The 15,480-nt window shown below is 42.8% G+C and carries 12 protein-coding genes; 6 read left to right on the plus strand and 6 right to left on the minus strand.

All coding sequences use genetic code 11. The features are described from left to right. Positions 1-281: 281 nt before the first annotated feature. Positions 282-512 (minus strand): hypothetical protein, encoded by a 231-nt coding sequence (locus H5647_RS21230; RefSeq protein WP_162926467.1) that lies wholly within the window; start codon positions 510-512, stop codon positions 282-284. Positions 513-1,096: 584 nt separating this feature from the next. On the opposite strand from H5647_RS21230, the gene H5647_RS21235 reads away from it, so the two are divergent. The 5 genes from H5647_RS21235 to H5647_RS21255 all read left to right on the plus strand — a co-directional run bounded on the left by H5647_RS21235 (position 1,097) and on the right by H5647_RS21255 (position 7,953). Continuing rightward, positions 1,097-2,869, plus strand: a complete 1,773-nt coding sequence (locus H5647_RS21235) for a KAP family P-loop NTPase fold protein (protein ID WP_045861700.1) — start codon at positions 1,097-1,099, stop codon at positions 2,867-2,869. After that, positions 2,869-3,633, plus strand: coding sequence for a hypothetical protein (locus tag H5647_RS21240; protein WP_045861701.1), 765 nt, complete (start codon positions 2,869-2,871; stop codon positions 3,631-3,633). The genes H5647_RS21235 and H5647_RS21240 overlap by 1 nt, the downstream gene beginning before the upstream one ends. Then, positions 3,630-4,934 carry a Qat anti-phage system QueC-like protein QatC gene (gene qatC / locus H5647_RS21245; RefSeq protein ID WP_045861702.1) on the plus strand — a complete coding sequence of 435 codons (1,305 nt, stop codon included), beginning with the start codon at positions 3,630-3,632 and terminating at the stop codon, positions 4,932-4,934. Before H5647_RS21240 ends, qatC begins: the two co-directional genes overlap by 4 nt. After that, entirely contained in the window at positions 4,934-5,665 is a 732-nt protein-coding gene (gene qatD / locus H5647_RS21250; RefSeq protein ID WP_045861852.1) for a Qat anti-phage system TatD family nuclease QatD, read from the plus strand. The genes qatC and qatD overlap by 1 nt, the downstream gene beginning before the upstream one ends. A gap of 122 nt (positions 5,666-5,787) precedes the next feature. Continuing rightward, complete coding sequence (locus H5647_RS21255) at positions 5,788-7,953, plus strand: TonB-dependent receptor plug domain-containing protein (RefSeq protein ID WP_045861703.1); 2,166 nt, start codon at positions 5,788-5,790, stop codon at positions 7,951-7,953. Between the two features lie 24 nt (positions 7,954-7,977). On the opposite strand, the gene H5647_RS21260 is transcribed toward H5647_RS21255, so the two are convergent. From H5647_RS21260 to H5647_RS21275, 4 genes are all read right to left on the minus strand, one after another. Continuing rightward, a complete protein-coding gene (locus H5647_RS21260; RefSeq protein ID WP_162926468.1) occupies positions 7,978-8,802 on the minus strand; it encodes a CPBP family intramembrane glutamic endopeptidase in 825 nt (274 codons plus the stop codon). 17 nt (positions 8,803-8,819) lie between these two features. Next, positions 8,820-10,076, minus strand: a complete 1,257-nt coding sequence (locus H5647_RS21265; protein WP_045861705.1) for a hypothetical protein — start codon at positions 10,074-10,076, stop codon at positions 8,820-8,822. Positions 10,077-10,158: 82 nt separating this feature from the next. Beyond that, positions 10,159-11,241 (minus strand): M50 family metallopeptidase, encoded by a 1,083-nt coding sequence (locus H5647_RS21270; RefSeq protein ID WP_045861706.1) that lies wholly within the window; start codon positions 11,239-11,241, stop codon positions 10,159-10,161. A gap of 204 nt (positions 11,242-11,445) precedes the next feature. Continuing rightward, entirely contained in the window at positions 11,446-11,976 is a 531-nt protein-coding gene (locus H5647_RS21275) for a hypothetical protein (RefSeq protein WP_045861707.1), read from the minus strand. Between the two features lie 273 nt (positions 11,977-12,249). On the opposite strand from H5647_RS21275, the gene H5647_RS21280 reads away from it, so the two are divergent. Next, a complete protein-coding gene (locus H5647_RS21280; RefSeq protein ID WP_045861708.1) occupies positions 12,250-12,636 on the plus strand; it encodes a hypothetical protein in 387 nt (128 codons plus the stop codon). Here the strand turns inward: H5647_RS21280 and H5647_RS21285 are convergent, their stop codons facing one another. Continuing rightward, a complete protein-coding gene (locus H5647_RS21285; RefSeq protein ID WP_045861709.1) occupies positions 12,637-15,303 on the minus strand; it encodes a response regulator in 2,667 nt (888 codons plus the stop codon). It abuts the gene before it with no gap. Positions 15,304-15,480 lie beyond the last annotated feature (177 nt).

Consider the following 15,480-nt stretch of genomic DNA (forward strand, 5'->3'; position numbering starts at 1 on the left):
TGAAATAAATAGACTGTGGCAACCAGTCAAATGAAAACAATTCTAAAATTGTTGCTGGACAAACAACAAGGAAACTCATGATCCCATTGTCGCGCCAAAACTTCCGCTTAACTTCTATCGAAGTATGACGAATCTTGCTGCCAACAACAATGACAAAAGGCCAAAATATCTGTTCAGTTGCTTTGATCTGCTCGGTAGTTAATCGCACCATATTTCCCATTAATAGTAGTTGCCAATACTATCGAGTATCACTCGATGTTTATCCCTAGCGCGAAGGGAATCTAATTATTTTTATGATCATGTGGAGGTATATTACATGCACTTAAAATTTCTGACTTGTTGCGATCGACGAGCTCCGATATATCTTCTTGTACGACCGAGTCATTTAGACCCCAAGCGATAATAATCCCAATTATTCGCGCGGGGAGGTAGTCAAAGACAATTTTAAGTTGTGCATCGGATGGATCTTGAATTTCAAGCTTATTTCGTAATGTTTCTCTTAGGAAATTCATATCCGAACTCCGAGGATCCGACATTGACCAGTAGGCGTCCACAACAGCCTTCAATCTATCGGCTGAATTGACGCTTTTTTCAATATCACTTTTTATTTCATGATTTCCCATGTGATACACCCCTGAGGATAACAATTAGGACGAAACAGTAAGACTTCTCGACCGGAGACTTTCTATTCGAAAGGGCCTCTTCATTCAAATACATAGAAATAGCCACCGTGTTCTTGCCCAACGAATATCTGTATCCCACTATATTGTCGATTCTAAGTATCACAATGATGGAAATATATTTCTATTGAGTCAACCCATAATTGTACTTAACGGCAGATTGATACTCGCTTATAGAGTGACGGGTAAGTGATGGCTTTAATTGCTCAGATATTTCGTCCAGCCAGCTCGGTTTATGTCCACTGCTCCAATGAAGTTGGGTGTTTCTTAAAACCCTAAAGGCCCTACCATGGCTAGAAAGAGGATCTGGACGACATTAACGCCAAACGTGCGGTTAATTTGCTCGTAGAGATTGATCTTCGTCTATTTAACCCCAATAGTTCCAGGTTTTACATGTTAAAGAGGACAGAACGCGGATGTGGTCAGATACAGAATCGGATGTCGACTACCTGAATTTTGGGGAAGTCTCACAATTAGCTGTTGATGTGCTCAAGTCACCAAACATGCTGCCAGTATCTATTGGTGTTTTTGGGAATTGGGGTGCGGGAAAATCGTCTCTGCTCAAACTTATAGAGAATGATCTAAAGCAGTCGAACCAAGATTGGGTGGTAATTCAGTTTGACGCCTGGCTGTACCAGGGGTTCGATGATGCACGGGCTGCTTTGCTGGAAGTGATCGCCACCCACCTTCAAAAAGAGGCAGAAGGCAATAAGGGTCTTATCGAGAAAACGCAAAGCCTCTTAGGCCGAGTAGATCGTTTTAGAGCGCTAGGCTTATTGGCTGAAGGAGCTGCATTAGTTTCAGGGATGCCAACGGGTGGATTATTGTCAAGAGGGATTGGCGCCGTTGCTGGGCTGTCTGACGGCATTCAAGATGAGGATGAGTACAAAGGGCTGGATAAGGCTGCGAAAGAAGCGAAAAAGGAGCTTGGCGGATTATTAAAGGCCGAAAAGAAAAGTACCCCGCCTAAACAAATAGCCGAGTTTAGAAAGGAATATGGCGAGATTCTAGATGGGTTAAACAAACCATTAGTTGTTGTCATCGACAATCTAGACCGCTGTTTGCCATCCAATGCCATTCATACTCTGGAAGCGATACGCTTGTTCTTGTTTTTGCCAAACACGGCGTTCGTAGTCGCCGCGGATGAAGGCATGATCCGATCGTCCGTTGCGAACCACTTTAAGGGCGCCTCAGAGCGTCATCAAATCGATTATCTTGATAAGTTGATCCAAATTCCAATACGAGTACCCAAGGCCGGTGTTAGAGAAATTAGGTCGTACCTGTTTATGTTATATGCAGTGTTTCATGAGGTACCGAAGGACAAGCTCGAAACACTTCGCCTTGAGCTAGAGCGGTCACTTAAAGAATCCTGGAAAGAGGAAGCAATCCCGAAACAGAAAGCTTTAGAGTTTGCAGGTGGTGATTCCGATGGTGCTTTGGCCATGGCTTATGATCGAGCTGACCGAATCGCACCGATCCTGGCTAACTCTCCCATTATTCATGGCAACCCTCGTATCGTTAAACGATTACTCAATGTGGTGCGCATGCGTTCACAGGTTGCTGAGCGCAGGAATATGCCGATCGATGAAGCGGTGATAACTAAGTTGGTGATTTTCGAACGGTGTATGGGCGCTGAAGCCACCGCGGATTTATATCGCATGATCGATGGTGAAAAAGGTACTCCAAAGCTATTGCAGGACTTAGAATCTGGTGAAGATGTTACTTGCCCGGACAGTTGGAACTTAAGCCCGGTTTCAAAAGATTTTGTGGTTAATTGGTCTTCCCTGCCCCCATCACTTGGTGGCATGGACCTTAGGGCTGCCATATATCTATCTCGAGAGACTATGCCAATAGGCTCCTATGCAGACGGTTTGTCTCCTCAGGCAGAAGAGCTGCTAAAAGTATTGGCTGATGTGCTTAATACCAGCTCGCCGGCAGCCACCGATGCTGTTGCCGCGATTGCACCTCTTGAGATTGTTCCTGTGATGGAAGGCTTGATCAATAACCTAAGACAGATAACGAGCTGGACTAAAAAGCCCCATGGTTTTGCCGGTGCTTGTCTATTGGCGAGACGATCGCCTGATGCCGCAACAATACTGGCACGCTTCATACTGTCGATTACCCGAGAGCGCATGTCTCCGTGGATGAAAACACTTCTTAAAGATGAAAACTGGTACAAGGAGAGCTAATGGGAACCTCACAATCAAACCCTGGGCCAGGTGGTCGATCGCCTTTGGTTCCGCCATGGGCAGACGATCAACCTTCGGAACCATTACCTGAACCGGCACCGCAGAGGTTTAAGCCATTTCGACAGGCTCTAGGCAGTTTTGTGTCTGGGGGTGACGGGTCAAATTTAAGAGTCGCGGTTGGCCACTACGCGCGCGGAGCCAGTGGCGGTGGCGGCGGTACTAGTGCTGCACGTAGGTTAGGTAGTGTTACACAAGCTGGGGGCGGCCTATATGGCCTCTTAAGCAGTGGCGCGACGGACATAAATGGCGGACAAGAACAGTTCTCGCTCCAGTCTTTATCTGGTAAGTCATGCGATGAGGCGATTTCGGAAATTTCCAAGGTTCTGTCACCAGATGATGGTGACGGCGATAAAATAAGAGCCTCGATGGCTCATGCTCTGGCTGAAGCCCTTGATGGGGTTGAGGTATTTGATCCAGCGTGTATTACCGATAGCGTTATTGTTGACACTATGATCGGGTTTTTAGCAGAAAGTGTCTTTTTACAAATTGTAATGGACGGTGGTAAAGCATGGAACAAGGCAGAAACACCTGCCCAGGCTTTAAGAGCCGAGTCAGAACTACGGGAATTAATTAAGGTCGTCGTTGATAAGCATATGGGTCCCAAGATGGGCAATGGCACACGGCCGTTCAGTAGGCAGGAAATTATTAGCCTTGAGCGGACGGCAATCATGGATGTGTGGACGGAATGGGAGGAATATCGATGATCACTCTAGTGTTCAATGAAGATCATACTCAACTACCAGCTGCGTCTGAAAACACTATCCCAGTCCAGCTATACGGGTTGCCAAGTGCAGAACGAGCCGATGTTTCGGCTATTGGGAGTCCTGCCTTGGAAAGAATTAAGCGGCTGGGTGTAGAGATTACTACGCAGTCCATGGACTTTCTATCAATTGCGCTGGCCGTTACCGCAGCGGACACCTTCGTTAGGCGAGAAGACTCTGAAGATGGCTGGACAAGGGCTATTAGAATAGCGCTACCACTTGCTGAGCCTGATAGATGGAGGAATGTTTCAAAGAGGCTGGCATCGGCATTCCATTTTCTAAGCGGTGATATTTGGGAGTTCGATTTCAAAGAGGGAGGCACGTTAACTCCCCAGCCGTACCGCCGAAGAGATCGATACCAGCTAATAAGGCTACGCGGCCTTGATTCTGTATGCCTATTTTCAGGCGGCCTAGATTCAGCTGTCGGGGTAATAGATTTACTCAAGGATGGAAGAAAGCCCCTTTTTGTCAGTCATTCTTACAAGGGTGATAAGACTAAGCAAGATTCGGTTGCCGAGGCACTGGACGGCAGGTTTGCTAGGTTTTCAATAAATGCGCACCCAATTTCCGCAAACAGTGAAACTGACATTAGCATGCGGACACGGAGTTGTAATTTTATTGCTTTTGCTGCTGTGGCCGCGGGCGCTCTTCAAGAAATCAATCGACTTGAAAGAGTTGAGCTGATTGTTCCAGAAAACGGCTTTATTTCAATTAACGCACCATTAACATCTCGTCGAATTGGATCGTTAAGCACGCGTACGACCCACCCATATTTTATTTCATCTATACAGGAGATATTTCGAGCCGTAGAAATCTCCTGTGAGATAATCAATCCTTATCAGTTTAAGACGAAGGGTCAGATGATTTCCGAGTGCAAGGATCAATCCACTCTTAAAGCGGTAGTTGATCAAACAGTCTCATGTAGCCATTGGAAGCGCTCTAACCAACAATGTGGATACTGCGTGCCTTGCACTATCCGGCGCGCATCATTATTGGCAGGTAATATTAACGAAGTGAATGAATATCAGTACCCTGATGTCACACGAGTTATGACCGAGCCAGATAAAAGGGATGATCTAATGGCTCTCTGTATAGCAATTAGTAAGCGTGATTCACGGAATATACCGCTATGGGTGTCTGAAAGCGGACCATTACCGGCAGATAAGATAGACGAATATTCAAAAGTCTTTACCGGTGGCCTTGAGGAAGTGGAGGCATACTTTCGATTGGTGGGCATTCTGTGATAGTAGATATGCATTGCCATTTAGATCTGTATGAAGACCCTTTCGCAATAGCAAAAGAAACTGTGGCCAGGGGTGTAGGTATTTTATCCGTTACAACTACTCCGAAGGCATGGGCTGGAACTAAAAAGCTTGAGCAAGGCCTTGAGAATAGTATCTATACGGCACTCGGACTTCACCCGCAACTAGCAGCCCAGCGATTTGATGAGCTAGGTTTATTTGACGCGATACTCCCAACCACTCCATTCGTAGGTGAGATAGGCTTAGATGGAGGAAAGGGGTTTAAAAATAGCATGGATATACAGCTGAAGGTATTCAGGCATATATTGTCTAATGTACATTCTTCAGGAGGACGAGTTATGTCTATACATAGTAGGTATGCTACAGAACAAGTATTGGATGAGCTTAAAGGCATAGACGGAGCGCCTATCTTGCATTGGTTTACAGGCTCAAAAAGGCAGTTGAGACGAGCTATTGACCTTGGATGTTGGTTTTCAGTTGGGCCGAATATGATCAGTTCTAAAGGGGGGGCTGAGCTGGTTCGTTACATTCCTTTAAATCGGATATTGCTAGAGACAGATGGTCCATTTTGTAAAATAGATGGTGAAATATTGATGCCATGGGATTGTAAAAAAACGATAGATGGGATGATAGATCTGCTCGGGAAAAGTAAGCCGGATATCTCCCAATTAGTTTCTGACAATTTCACACATTTAAAAAAATTAGTTGTTTAAATATACATTTGCGCACTAAATGCCGAAAACCGCAGAAATATCTTTAATTTATCTTGAATCATAATTAACATTGCCAGCGTCTATTCTAAGTCAAATATTCGATACGATTTGAGAGCGAACATATGCAAAATGTAGTGAGAAGAAATATATTAAGTGTTTTATTGGCTGCTGTATGCGGGCCTGTCTATGCAGATTTTGAGTCTATTGAACTTGGTGGTTTGGAATCTGGAGGAGAGCTTACGGTAATTACTCCAGCAAGACTTAAGCAGTCTGTTAAAGATTCACCTAATAGCATAACTGTAATAACGAGCGAGATGATTCGTGATATGGGGGCTGATTCTATTCTTGAAGCCCTTAGATTGGTTCCTGGTGTTCTGATTAACTATCGGCATTCCGCGGCTACCTATGCATCTGCCAGTTACCACGGAACGAATGCACTTTCAGTCAAAAGAATGAATGTGATGATTAATGGTAGACCTATTTACCGTCCGGCATTATCTCAGATACTCTGGGATAACCTACCAGTTAATATTGATGAAGTGAGCCGAATCGAAGTCGTTCGTGGGCCCGCAAGCGCTACCTACGGAGCCAATTCCTTTTTATCTGTGATTAACATCATTACCAAAGGACCTGTTGAACAGAAAAATACACTTTCTGTTCAAAGTGATTCAAGAGGCGGTCACGTATTGACTGGTGATTATGCTGTAGATTTTGAAAAGTTGAGGATATCGTTAGCGGCAAGTGATACGAAAGAAATTGGGCCTGATACCACCAGCCGATATGATGTTAGCTATATAGGTAACGCTAACGAAGAGTTTAGAGGTGACTTGGATCGAACATATATTAAAGCAGTTGCAAGTTTAGATCTTTCGAGAAGTTCTAGTTTGGAATTGGACTATCGATTTACTAATACAGAGCGTGAAGTCGACTTCGTTGACTCGATACAACTCGAAGAGCCTGACATCACATATACTGATCATTACTTCAGTGCAAAGCTAGATCATACAAAAGGGAATTTTTATTCGGCAGCGAACTATAGCTATATGGAAAGTGAAACCAGACAGGATTGGCAGTCTTGTCGACCTGCAGTCACTCTTCTTGATGAGACATATCGTTTATATACGCTTAGCCCAAACATATTCAATGAACTCGTAAATAATCAACCTCCAAGTATTAGTAATGAAGAGGAATTGTCTGCTATAAGCGGGCTTTTTGGACGGATGGCATCTCTCGGAATTAGTCAAACTGATGTTGTATGCGCAACTTTAGACAATAACTATGATGAAAGTACCTCTCTGTTAGAAATGGAGAGTCAATATAGTACTCCAGAGTTTAGAGTTTCGGGTGTCTACAGCTTTCGAAAAGATAAGGCAGAATCTAATACTTATTTTAATGGGGATAGAGAGCAGGATATTCATAGTTTAAGTGTAAATGGAATGTGGCTACCAAATGATAAAGTAACCTTTAATCTCGGTGGGAACTATGAAAGCAGTGAATTCTTCAGCGGACTTTTTTCACCGCGAACGTCGATTAACTATCATCCGACTAATTCAAGTTCGTTTCGCTATACATATAGTCGAGCATACCGCACTCCTGATATGTGGGAGCAAACAGTGGACTGGAAATACCGAGCATATGATGCAAGTACGAGTGATTTCGGTATAGACGATCCAACTTTCTATGTTAGAGCATCATCCCCTGGCAACCTAGATGCGGAAAAAATTATTTCTCATGAGCTTGCTTATCATGGAGTTTTAATAGATCAATCACTAGTGTTAGATGTAAAGCTATTCCGAGATGAATTGTCTCGTTTGCTATCTCAAGAGTTAGAGCTATCTTCATTTGCACCGAGTAATAATGGGGAGGCTATATTAAGAGGGGTTGAACTAGAAACACGTTACAGTCCAACACGAAATAGTAATGTCTACATGGGCCTGGCATACCTTGAAAACGATGCATCACATATTATTGAGCGCACCTTATATAGTAGGTATTCGGGATTTGTTGGTTTATCACAGAGACTTTCCGATCGGCTAATATTGTCTTCAATGTTTTCTTACGCATCGGATGATTCAAGAGAAGGAGTGCAAGGTGGATATAAACGAATAGATTTAACGGGTACTTATAAACCCGAATTTAGTGAGAGACTGGAATTTTCATTAAAAGCGCGGTATTGGACTAACACTAAAACATCAGCGCTGTATTCTGTTGATAGTGAAATTTTATCTAATACTTTAGATTATAATGATAAGTACATGTTGGCACTAAAGGCGTCCTACTTCTACTAGCAATAAAGCAGGACGTTTTATCGGTTAAATGATGGGATACGTTAATAAACTAAAATGTAATATGTTGACTGCGAAGTGGCAGAATATTGAATACCAAATACTTTTTGTTAGCACGTAAATAAGCCCATATGAAAAACCAGCTATCGCATACACGATGGTTATGTCCAAGGATGGACCAATATGAGTTCCCGTAAACAATAATGTAGTTAGTAATAAAGAAATACTTTCCCCTACAAGTGGTTTCCGGCAGTAGACGCCTAAAAGTCGTCCAATTTCTTTTTGAAAGATTAGCCTCATAAATGCCTCTTCAGACACGCACGTGGCAAGTAAATTTATGGCACCAAATAGCAAGATGTAATTTAGGTTTTTAAAATAAAAATTGAGGTCGAGAGAAAAGTAGGCTAGTAACAGAACGGCTAATGGAATTACCGCAACGGCTACTATTCTTGTAGTTGTAAGAAGGATGTATGGTTTTCCTAGTGCCGGCAAAATAAAAAGAAAGCATAATGCCATGTAACCTGCAATCGTTTTTCCTGTATTGAAATATAACGAATACTCATTACCTTTGTCATGTAAAATCACAGCATCAAGAATTAGAGGGTAATTGAAATTATCAGGCCGATACAGACCAATGGCAAGGCCAAAAAGCACTACGCCTAACCATACACATGTAGCTTTTATATATTTTTCGTTTTGTATAAGGCGAGGGTAAAAATATAGTAAAACCCCAAAGCCAGCTAGCAATACCATAACTTCGATAGGAATAATGCCAATGCTCATTGATACAAGAGTTATTCCAGTAAAAACAAGAATGATATATTTAGCGGGTATTGTGGTTAAAGCATGCAAAATAGATCTCTCCAGAATTAGTTACATTTTTTCCATCTATGCGTGCATAGATCTATTTGAGCCTCACTAAATGCTCCAATGGCCGAGTCGCCTATCGATGAGCTTATCGAAGCATTTTCTTCTGTAGTTCTGCCTGGGATTGATCCAAATTCACTTCTCGGTAAAAAATACCCGAGGGAGTCGCCTGTCAACCCCAAAAACATTGTATTCGGTTTGCTCAATTCCATTAATAGTGGTAAGCCTATGTTTGTTAGCGCCTCACCTGGAAATACTATCGCTGAGAATGAACTACCAATGTTTATTATACCTATTTGAGTATGAATGTTGTTCTCTAAATCTACATTCGCATCTAGTATTCCTAGCTGTAGTGCTCCGAAAATCAAAGGGTTTTCGATTGGGTGTAAGAAGCTTGTTTCCGAGTATGAAATATCGTGTGCAGATAACTTTTGGGCCATGCCGGCGGAATTAGAGATTTGTTCTCCCGTGGAGCGACCATAGGCTTCCGATTCTATTAGGCCACGATTGCCGTTTATTGCTGGCTGTGCATCACCGAGTATCCCATTAAAGAATATGGTGTTTGTATTCAAATTGCGATTTACAGTTGCCCTTAAGTGGCCAACATAATCCGAGTTCCATGTGAAATTAGTTTCATCCACGATAGTCGGGTGCGCGCTCATATTAACCAATGTCGCGATTCGATGTCCAAATTTAGCTGATCTAAAGTCTAAAATTTCGACTGTGCTGTCAACAACATCTAAGCCCCGTCGATTCTCTATATTGGCGTCTGATGTCCAAAAATCGATTTCTGTCTTTGTTCTATTGAGGTATGACTGTAGGATAGCTCTCGCTGCAGTCCTCACTACACGTTCCCGGTAACCAGGGTCGACTCCTCCCCAAAGCCCCTGAAAGTCGGGTCCTGAGTGTGAATGTGTTGCGGATATAAGGATATTAGCATGCCATAGTCTGCCCTGAGAGATCTCTCGAGCAGCTTGAATAATGTCACTTTTTAGAGAGTGCCCTATTCCTACAGAGTCGATAGAAACCAATATTATTATATCGTTATAGTCGATGATGGATAGAGCTCCAATCATAATTGAGCTAGAGCTTTGTGATATGCCGCATCGTTGGAATGGAGCGCCATACCCTCCCATGCATGATGACATTCCCTCTGAATCGGTGGGCGTGATATCAGCCTCTGAAAAGCCTGAAAATATTCTTGCGTGTGCTGAGCTTCCAATAACTAAGAAGCTAATCAGTAATAGCATCCGGTACATATGATTTTCCTTTTATATACGTTTATAAAAACGCGTACATAAATATTAAGTTTTAAATGTGACGGTAATATTGTCACGATGATTACCCAAGAAAGTATCTATTGATATCGTTCAAGAATCCGATGATGAAGAGCGACGCTAGAGCAACTCCTCCAATGAAATAATATGTTTTCTCAAAAACAGCAGGGAGTGGTTTTCGAGTAATACCTTGTATAGTACTAAGAAGTATTTGTGAACCATCCAGAAATGGGAACGGTAGTAGGTTTACAAGTCCAATCATGAAATTGGCCCCGGCTAGAAATAACAAATATTCAGGCCAACTTCGTTTAGCGGCTTCGGTACCTTCGGCTCCAAGCATTACTAGGCTACCAAGTTGATCTCGAGCCTCCGAATTTGTTGGTAACTGGATTATTGTTTTGATTAGTGTTGAGAAAATCATTTCTGCATATTCGCTCGTCCACACCATGCGATCGAATACGGTCAATTTTTTATGGATTATTAAAGCAGGGTCGCCATTGGTATCGTTTTTGGAGATAAATGTTATCCCTAAACCCTTGCTCCCCTCCCCTTTCCACAAGCTAGTTGGTGCGGTTAGAGAGTATGATTCTTCGGTAACTGCAGACAAAATAACAAAGCTAATATCTTTGTCCATATAGCTAAGTTTGATCTGCGTGATTACGTCGTCACGTGTCTTAATATCATGTCCGTTGACGGCCAGTACGGTATCACCAGGTGTAATACCATGCGACTCAGCATAGGAGGATGGTGAAACGTTAGCAATTTTAGGAACTAGCCTAGTGGTTTCACTTGGGAGGAGTGAAAAGAGCAGAATGGCTCCTAACAGCAAATTCACTAATGGGCCCGCTGCGAGTACGACAATACGCTTCCACAAGATGTACTCATTAAACGTTTTGACTGTGTTTGGAAACCCTCGTTTTGTCATTTCGTCGCGTGAGAGAAAGGAAATATAACCCCCTAATGGGATAGAGCCTAGACGGTATTCGATGCCGCCTTTTAACCATGACTTGCTCGCACCGAACCCTATACTGAATGATTTGATAGGCATCGAAAACAACTTAGCGAACAAAAAATGACCAAGCTCATGAAAAATTACAACACTAGAAATCCCTAATATTGCCAACAGCATTGTAAATATTTCGATCATAAAGCTACCTTGTGTACATTGGTTAGATTTCTACAATATCTACTTTCGTTTATTGCGGTAGACCGCATGTCATCTTCAAAAAGAGTTGCCGTTGTGCAAGCCAGCCCGATTATATCCGATGTTAAATAACGCCATTTAAGACGTTTTTGAAATGCTATGGCGATCGTTAATCAACGTAGACCATGTATTGCATACAGCTAATCGCTAGGGGCAGCGGCTAGGGGCAGCGGCTCTGGGCGCCTGATCTAAAGCATCATCGTCAGATGGTGTACTCTCTTTGTGCGGCACTTCGATGATGGGTCTAGGTTCTTCAGGTGTAGGGGTATCCCACCTCATCATGTGGTTGTCAGCCGATTTATGGAGCGGAGATTTGAAACTGAAAATAAACCATCCTATTGTTGTGAGCAGGGACGCAAGTAGAACCCATATAGCTATCCCTATGCCATCGATACTGCTAACAGGGCTATCAACAGGAAGGCCTAGCGCCACATGAGTCAAAATATCTTTAATTGAGGTCAGCTGGTATTGGCTGGCTATAAGTGAAAACCAATAAAAGAGTGCTGGTGGTATGACGGCGATGGTGAAAAAAGCCATCTTTAGCGAATATTTCATCACGGAGAACACCAAAGAAATCAAATAGCTTGGTTTCCTCCGCTGCTCTTTGATGAATCGTTCTCGCTCTAAGGATCGTTGATCATCCACTGCCTGTTCTTTTTGCTCGATTGCTGGTGGCATCGATCACTCCCCTCATAGTTGGTCTATTTCTGTAAATATCTGCCTATTGCAAATGATCGCGCGTGAAGATTTATTCGCGCAACAAAAAAACTCTGAAAACTAGAGAAACTTTCTGCAAGGTGCAGCCCGAAAGCACGAAGGGGGCAAATCAACTAGGTTGGATTGGTAAAGTATAGATTTCAGCAGTTATACCTTTCATATTCCAAGATATGACGCCTAAATACAGTTTGGTAGAGAGCCCACATTCTTTGGCAACTAAAACTGGAGGCAGTTATGAATACTCAACATAATGCGTTGGGGCTGTTCGGGGCATCTGAGAGTGCCCTTCTTGCTCTTGCGCTTAAATATGAGTTAGTGACAGGAAAGCAGGTGAAGTGGAGGAAAAGTGCGAATGAAATATACGAAATGGTAAAGAACTCACTTCATAGTTCCGACCAAGATCTATTCCGAAAGACAACGGATTTCTTAGACATCTTACCGGCGGAAGCCTCTGAGAAGTTTTCACAGTTTGGTATTGAATATACTCCTCAGAAAAAGGCAACGTCGCTTCAAACGTATCGAGGATCTGTTATTCCCAAAGACAGCACTCGATCGAAGAGAACGGTAGATATAGCGCCGCCATCAGAACAAAAGAAGATGTGGCGTGGAACGGCTTACTAGCTAGGACCTTCGAATATTTGCGGATAGCCTGTCCACAAGATCCGTCATAGTGTTTATGTCTATTGGTTTATAGATAATATCAGTCGTGCCCGCCTCTGAAAGTTCTTGTTCAACTTCATTTTTCCTATGTGCAGTGACGGCGATGATTGGTTTAGTGAAATTGGGATTTAAAGGCTCCCGTATCTTTTTCGTCAACGCTATACCGTTAAGCAGTGGCAACACGCAATCTAAGAAAATCAGGTCGTATTCATTCTTCGTAGACATCTCTAAGCCGCGGAGCCCATCTGTAGCACAATCCACATTTATAGAAAGTTTGTCTTCGAGGATAGCTACCATGATCTGCCGGCAGACGTTATCGTCTTCAACTACTAGGGCGCGCAGAGTTTTTGCCTTGCCAATTAGCTTGAGCTTGTCAGAAAGCGCTCTAGAAATAAGCGAGACTATATCTCGAACGGAAGTGCCGGGCCCAACGAAAATAGCATTATCCTGACCCTGAATAGGATCATTATTGCCTCGATGGTTTAACACCATTAGATTATGGTAAGTTGAGCTAGAGGAAAACTCCCGGATTTCATTGGCCGTGAGCTTCTCGCCATCAAGTAACTGCAAGTCAGATTCATCACCATTTTCTGCGGTCACCAATTTACTGGATATGTACGAAAGTGGAGTAGTCGAAATATCATTCAATAAAGCAATGCGGTGCTCCCTAATTTTCTTTATCTCATCGCGAAGGCGCGAATTCTCTTCGGCATCGATATCTACCCTACATTGAATATCGAATACTAGTGTGTTCTCCGTTGTTCGATAGCTAGGAGTGAATGATCCGGACATTGACTGGATAAAGGTTTTGCAGAGAAATAGCGCTAACTGGAGCCCATAACTGCTTTGGTCATTATTGTTCTGAGAAATCACACCAAGTGATGAGATCTCGAGTAGCTTAGGTGAATAATTAATATTGGACGTGGCTATCCATTGAATATTTAGAACGGCTGTATTGCGATCGATAACATCGGCCATGGATACGTCTATCTCGATATGCTTAATACTCTTGGTAGAGGTAGAACAGTCCATCAATGTGTCGAACGTATGTATCCATCTAGTTGAGTCGCCAATAAGATTAAAAATTGTGTTACTGGCGTAACGAAGCTCTATGTTCACGCCGTGATTTTCATGTGTAAGCCGAGTAAGTAGTCTGTCTAATTGAAATGGAGAGCTTTCAGCCTTAACACTGTATCGCCCGAGTATTGTGAAATCCTGAATATTGTTAGTTAGGTGGTGAAGTCTTCTTCCGGAGCGCTGGATGGTGGATACCAAGTCCTGGTTGGCCGGCGACAGTTGCCCTCTTAGGATGTCAGAAGTTCCTATTACCCCGTTTAGGGCGGCGCGAACCTCGTTGGTAAGGTATGAAATGAAATTCAGGTGATTAGCGATATGCTCTTGAGTATGTAGTAAGGAATTGTGCTTTCTAATAGTGGACCCAACAGCATATAAGTAGAGCCAAATTGAAATAGCCACAATGCTTACAACAACCATGTTTGATGCATGTATTGGGAGAGCATTAAGCCCGTGATGGAAAAACGGAGATGTGGCCCAACATGTAAAGGTGAATACACTCCAAGCAATTAGGTACCCTCCTAATCCAGGTTTCTTTTTTCTGCACTGGTAGGTCGCAAAAAATAGTAACAAAGTAAAAATAATAAGGTTAAACCCCGAGAGGATATTCCCAATTTGAGATATTCCCTCATAGGTAGTTATCAAAATTGGGGGAATGGCCAGTAAGTTCAAAACAACAGCACCCATTAGTACTCTGCTGCATAAAAGTGGTCCCGCTTTCGAGGGGCAAAGTATCCGTCTGGACATCATGATTGCAGCTATGGAGTGGATGATCATAAACGCCCAAATCCCCTTATAAGCCCATTTTCCTGCGGATATATTAAACAGCGTAAAGACATATCCATCTCTAAACGCTAACACTGTAAGCGCGCTAAAAATGAATGTGAAGCTGTAGAGCCAAAGTGACTTTCGGTAAGTAAACACGGCTATAGCATGCAGTAGGGCTAAAATCCCGAGGACTCCTGCCTGCCAGCCAAAATTGAGTGCTTGTTGTGTATGTTTGGTTAGATAGTAATGCTCAGGTACCCAAATGGCTGTTGTATCAATAAGCTCACTTACAAATGCCCCTGTAGTCCTGATCAGCAAGCTGTATGATTGAGAAGGCTCCAATATTAGTGGCTGGAGAATATAGCGGTTCTTAATTGACCTTTGTTCGGGTGGAACATTTGCACCCGCGGAGCGCTTTACAATGTTGTCATTACCGGAAAAGAGAAAGATATCGATTTTGTCTATGTAGGAACTCTCTACGACAAGGAGTAAATTGTGGGGGTGCGTATGTTCTTTTGGAGACAAATCTACTTTTAGCCATATAGCCTTTTTACGATCGTGTTTTTGCTCCGACATCTCTGAGTAAGAGGCCCAATCCTTCGAATCTACGAAAGCGTCTAATTCCTTTAGGTTATAAGGGTTGTCTATTCGATATAGAAGGTGGTTTTCTATTTTGGTGTGCGTATTAGAGAATGGAATCTCTATAGGGGTGCTGGCAAAAACACTGATAGAGGATAGAGTCAGTAAAATAGACGCTACACTATAGATAAGGGACTTATAAGGCATAACCAAAGTAGCTCCGCACTGAGCTGAGAGTATCTATTAAGAGTCTCCTTTTGACACTTAATGTCTATGAAGAATCAAGCGCTATATGGTACTCGAAGATGAGCCAAAATTGTTAAATCAATTAAATGCAAATCAATCATAAACGATATTTGAGGTTAATAAACAGCAATCAAACAT

The sequence above is a fragment of the Teredinibacter purpureus genome (assembly GCF_014217335.1).
GTDB lineage: Bacteria > Pseudomonadota > Gammaproteobacteria > Pseudomonadales > Cellvibrionaceae > Teredinibacter > Teredinibacter purpureus.